Genomic DNA, 4,322 nt, shown 5'->3' with positions numbered 1-4,322 from the left:
GGGACGCCCGCTCGGTGGGCGAACGCCCGGAAGTACTGGACCTGTTCGCCCGCGTACACGCCCAGCGCGGCGAACTGGACGCGGCGGCCACGTACTGGCGCCGCCTCCAGAGCCACCACCCCGACGACCCCGCCGCCCACGCCGGCCTCACCCGCATCGCCCGCCTCACCGCGGACGGCCCCAGGGCGTCCCTGGCCCGCCACCGGACCCGTACGGCCGTGGTGGCGGCGGTGTGCGCGATCGCGGTGGCGGCAACAGGAACGGTGGCGCTCACCGGGGACGACGAGCCGGGCAGCGCGCGTACCCAGGCGGCGGCGCCGACGGAGCGGCAGATCGAGGACCGCGTACGGCAGGAACTGGAGACGGCCCGGGAAACGGCCCGCACCGAAGCCGCGACGCGCCGCGAGGAGGCCGCCGAAGACCTGGCCGAAACCCTCCGCTCCCCGGGCATCCGCCCGCGGGCACGGGGCCGGTCCGTGGAGGTGGCCTTCACCGAGGGCGTCTTCTCCGAAGGCGCGGAACTGACCGAAGAGGGCGCCACCCGCCTGGCGACCCTGGGCGGCCGACTCACCGGACTGAACGCCGGCATCACCATCCGCGGCCACGCCGCCACGGTCCCGGACGCCCCCCGCAGCGGCGGCTCGGTACTCGCCCTGTGGCGCGCCCTGATCGCGGCCCGCGAACTGAGCACCGCAAGCGGCAAGCCCCTGACGGCGTTCACGACGGCAAGCGCGGACCAGCGGAACGCCCCGTACACCTCGGCCGCCAGGAACCGCACGGTGACGGTGGTGATCACACCGAAGTAGGAGAGTCAGGTAGCCGAGGCAGATCCGGGTCCCCTCAGGGATCGACCGAGAATTCCGGCCGCCCACTGGGGAAGTCCCCGGGGAGGAACCCGGTACGCACCGCGCCCGTCAGCACGTCGAGGACGATCCCCGTCGAACTGCGCTCCAGCACCACGAAGTCGAACTGCCCGGCCGCCACCGCAATCGTCGGCCACGCCTCAGGCGCCCCCGCGGGCACCCAGAGGAACGTGTCCCCGTTGTCCGTGCCACCCCACTGGACGAGGTCCCCGGGCCCCAGCCCGTACGCCCGCAGCGCGGGCCCGCATGCCGGGGATGCTCTTGCCGCGCAGGACGGCTCGCGCCTCGTCGGTGGCGGTGTCGACGTCGAGGTGCCGGTCCTCCGCCCCGGGCCGCGCAGGCACGGGCGGGGAGGGGCAGAGCGCGATCAGGCTGTGCAGGTCCTCGATGGGCCGGCCCCCTTCGGACCGCGTACGTGCCCGCGCCCCCGTGGACATCCCCGGCTCAGTCGATCCTGCCCGCGAAGATGGCCGTCTCGGACTCCCAGTCCGGGGTCACCTCGATCTGGACGTAGCTCTCGCCAGTCGGCAGTTCGCAGCCGATGCTGACATCGATGGACCGGCCGGGCCGCAGGTGGGTGGTCGGGGTGTCCAGGCCCTCGTCGAATATCTGCTCGCCGCTGCGGCCCTGGTCGCCGTACTGGCAGCCGACGAGGAGCCCGTTCAGGTCGAGGCGCTCTTCGGACCCGTTGGTGAGCGTCAGTTCGAACTTCACGTAGGGGGTGCCCGCCGGGGCGGCGTACTCGCCGGAGGTGGCCCTCTCGAAGTCGGACAGCACCACCTCGAAGCCCGTCTCGTACACGGCGGTCTCGGTGAGCGCGAAGCTGTCGTCGCCGGCCTGCTCAGCTTCGGCCGCATCGTCGGCCTTCCGCGCGTCGCCACCGTCACCGGCCTTGCCCCCGGGGTCGGCGGTGACGGTAACCGTAGCGGCGGGCCGGGCCTCGTTCCCCCCGTCACCGTCACCGCCGGCGGCCGCGGCACCGACCACCGCACCGACGCCGAAGGCGGCAAGCACGGCGACGACGACACCGGCGATCTGCAGGGCCCGCCGGTTCCTCTGCTGCGGGACGCGCGGCACCGGCGGCGGCGCGGGCGGCGGGTAGGGCTGCTGCGGCGGGGTCGGATAGGACATGGATTTTCCCCCTGGTGCGGTAAACCGCGAACATACTGACAGCACCCCCACAGACGGCAGGGGCCAAACGGCTCCCCCACGCCCCGCGGCCGTGACGGGGGAGGGTGGAGCGACGAGGAGCGCCCCAAATCCGGACCGGCCGGAGGCCGCCTTGTCGTGTGCGCCCCTCTGTCTCGGCCCCGAGGGCGTTACGGTACGCGCAAGTTCGTGCACATCTGTGGCCGCGTGGTCGGCCTGCGCGCAAGCCTGGGCAAGGCGGTTCGTCACTCCGGCGAAGGAGGCCAACCATGGCACTGCACATGCTCGGCAAGGACCCCAACAGCCCCGAAGGCAAGTCGGCGACGGTCTACCTCGACGACGAGACAGACGTCTATCTCCTCCAAGGGAAGATCGTCACCGACCCCGGGCGCCTGGCGCAGATGGACGTGCCCGACTATGAGACCGTGATCGAGTTCCCTCGGCACATGCTGCAGTTCTTCCCGGAGGTCACCAACGGTGCAGCCCCTGACGCTTGAGGACCGGCTGCGCGCCTGCCGGCGTACAGCTGTGCACCTGGAGATGCGCGACGGCTACATGCGCTCCGACCCGCGGTTCGCCGCCTGGCAGCAAGGCCGGCACGAGACCTCCGACGACACCGCGGCGGGGCCATGGCTCGCGATGATGGAGGAGGTCACGAGCCGCGGGGTCGTGGTCCGCCGGGCGCGGATCGTCTCCGAGCCGGTCAGCGACTACATCCGGTTCGAGCACGCGCTGACCGCCGGCAACGTCGCTGCGGGGGAGGACGTCCGGTGGCTGCCGCGCCGACGTGCCTCGGATCTGGCCCTGCCCGGGAACGACTTCTGGCTCTTCGATGACCAGAGCGTTGTGTTCCTGCACTTCGACGGGGACGGCGAACTGGCACCCGGCGGGGACGAGGAGGCGCGCACAGAGCCGGCTGTGGCGAAGTTGTGCGCCGGCGCGTTCGAGGCCGTGTGGGAGCGGGGCGTGCCGCACGCCGAGTACCGGCTCACCTGACCCGCCTTGTCGTCGCCGTCGTCCAGTGTCCAGCAGGCCCGCGAGGCCCTGGGCCAGCGCCTGCGTGAGATCCGCAAGGATGCAGGGATCACCGCGCGGGAGCTGGCCCGGCGGGCGGGCTGGCACGAATCCAAGTGCTCGCGCCTGGAGCACGGCAGGACGCCGCCTTCGGATGCCGACATCCGTGCATGGACGCTGCACTGCGACGCCGCCGGGCAAGCCGACGACCTCATCGCGACCGCCCGCGGCATCGACGGCATGTACGTCGAGTGGCGCCGCATGGAGCGGGCCGGGCTGAAGCGGGCGCAGCAGTCGGTGGCGTCCCTGTTCGAGCGCACCCACCGCTTTCGCATGTACCAGTCCTGGGTCGTCCCCGGGCTGCTGCAGACCCCCGCCTACACCACCGCCATCCTGCGCACCGTCGCCGAACTGCGCGACGTGCCGGACGACGTCGCCGACGCCGTCGCGGTGCGCATGGAGCGGCAGCGCGTATTGCACACCGGCGTCCACAGCTTCGCGGTGCTGGTCGAGGAGTGGGTGCTGCGCACGGTGATCGGCGACGCCGAAGTGATGGCCGGGCAGTTGGGGCACCTCATCGCCGTCGGCACACTGCCCGCGGTGAGCCTGGGCGTGATCCCGCTCGGCGCGGCGCGGGGCATCGGCTGGCCCGTGGAGTCGTTCACCATGTACGACGACGTGCAGGTAAATGTCGAACTGGTCTCGGCGCACCTGACCGTCACCCAGCCCCGGGAGATCGAGGAGTACGCGCAGTCGTTCGCGAACCTGGCGCAGATCGCCGTGTACGGCCCGCGGGCGCGGGCGCTGATCACCTCCGCGATTGACGCTCTTGGGTGATCCCGTGCAAGTTCGTAGAAGTTCGTTGAGGCCCCTCTGACGGGGTTCCTGGGCATGGCCGCCCATGCAGAGGCGCCGTCGGCGCCTGAACGTCCGTTGCTGACCTTGCGCGTGTCCCACGACAGCGGGCGCACCTACGAGCCCGAGAAGCGCTTCTACTCCCGTGACTGCGAGCCCCCTCTGCTCAACGGCGTCATGCCGCCCTGCGAGTGCCCCCGCTGCGGTGGTAAGCGGTGAGCGTGAGCGCCGATGCCGGGGACGTGACCGCCCCGCAGACCTACCCCTCGCAGCCTGTGTTCCTGCCGGTCCGCGAGGGCCAGGAGGCGCGGCCCGTTCTCGAATGCGAGGAATGCAGCCGGCGCGACCAGGAGCGCCGGGCCGCGCGCAACCGCGGCGACCACTCGGCCGCGAGCGACGCCAGCGTCCTCATCCGCCGGCACCCCCACCACTGAACTCCCG

The 4,322-nt window shown here is 72.0% G+C and carries 7 protein-coding genes; 5 read left to right on the top strand and 2 right to left on the bottom strand.

Annotation, left to right across the window (positions count from 1 at the left end; all coding sequences use genetic code 11):
* Nucleotides 1–806, top strand: an 806-nt coding sequence (locus H5J30_RS19350) for a tetratricopeptide repeat protein (protein WP_181788672.1), incomplete at its 5' end; no start/stop codon positions are given.
* Nucleotides 807–840: 34 nt separating this feature from the next.
* Here H5J30_RS19350 and H5J30_RS36820 read toward each other — a convergent pair.
* Complete coding sequence (locus H5J30_RS36820) at nt 841–1,023, bottom strand: hypothetical protein (RefSeq protein WP_258563412.1); 183 nt, start codon at nt 1,021–1,023, stop codon at nt 841–843.
* A 284-nt stretch (nt 1,024–1,307) separates the two neighbouring features.
* Nucleotides 1,308–1,994, bottom strand: a complete 687-nt coding sequence (locus H5J30_RS19340; protein ID WP_181788671.1) for a hypothetical protein — start codon at nt 1,992–1,994, stop codon at nt 1,308–1,310.
* A gap of 287 nt (nt 1,995–2,281) precedes the next feature.
* On the opposite strand from H5J30_RS19340, the gene H5J30_RS19335 reads away from it, so the two are divergent.
* The 4 genes from H5J30_RS19335 to H5J30_RS19320 all read left to right on the top strand — a co-directional run bounded on the left by H5J30_RS19335 (nt 2,282) and on the right by H5J30_RS19320 (nt 4,315).
* Nucleotides 2,282–2,509, top strand: coding sequence for a hypothetical protein (locus H5J30_RS19335; protein ID WP_181788670.1), 228 nt, complete (start codon nt 2,282–2,284; stop codon nt 2,507–2,509).
* Nucleotides 2,490–3,008: a DUF6879 family protein gene (locus H5J30_RS19330; RefSeq protein ID WP_181788669.1), complete on the top strand. Its 519-nt coding sequence runs from the start codon at nt 2,490–2,492 to the stop codon at nt 3,006–3,008. The genes H5J30_RS19335 and H5J30_RS19330 overlap by 20 nt, the downstream gene beginning before the upstream one ends.
* A gap of 6 nt (nt 3,009–3,014) precedes the next feature.
* Nucleotides 3,015–3,863 (top strand): helix-turn-helix domain-containing protein, encoded by an 849-nt coding sequence (locus H5J30_RS19325; RefSeq protein ID WP_181788668.1) that lies wholly within the window; start codon nt 3,015–3,017, stop codon nt 3,861–3,863.
* A gap of 239 nt (nt 3,864–4,102) precedes the next feature.
* A complete protein-coding gene (locus tag H5J30_RS19320; protein ID WP_220189103.1) occupies nt 4,103–4,315 on the top strand; it encodes a hypothetical protein in 213 nt (70 codons plus the stop codon).
* Nucleotides 4,316–4,322 lie beyond the last annotated feature (7 nt).

Source organism: Streptomyces phytophilus (assembly GCF_013870535.1).
GTDB classification, from domain to species: Bacteria; Actinomycetota; Actinomycetes; order Streptomycetales; family Streptomycetaceae; genus Streptomyces; species Streptomyces phytophilus.
The sequence above is the reverse complement of the archived record's forward strand: the minus strand, read 5'-3'. Positions and strand labels throughout refer to the sequence as shown.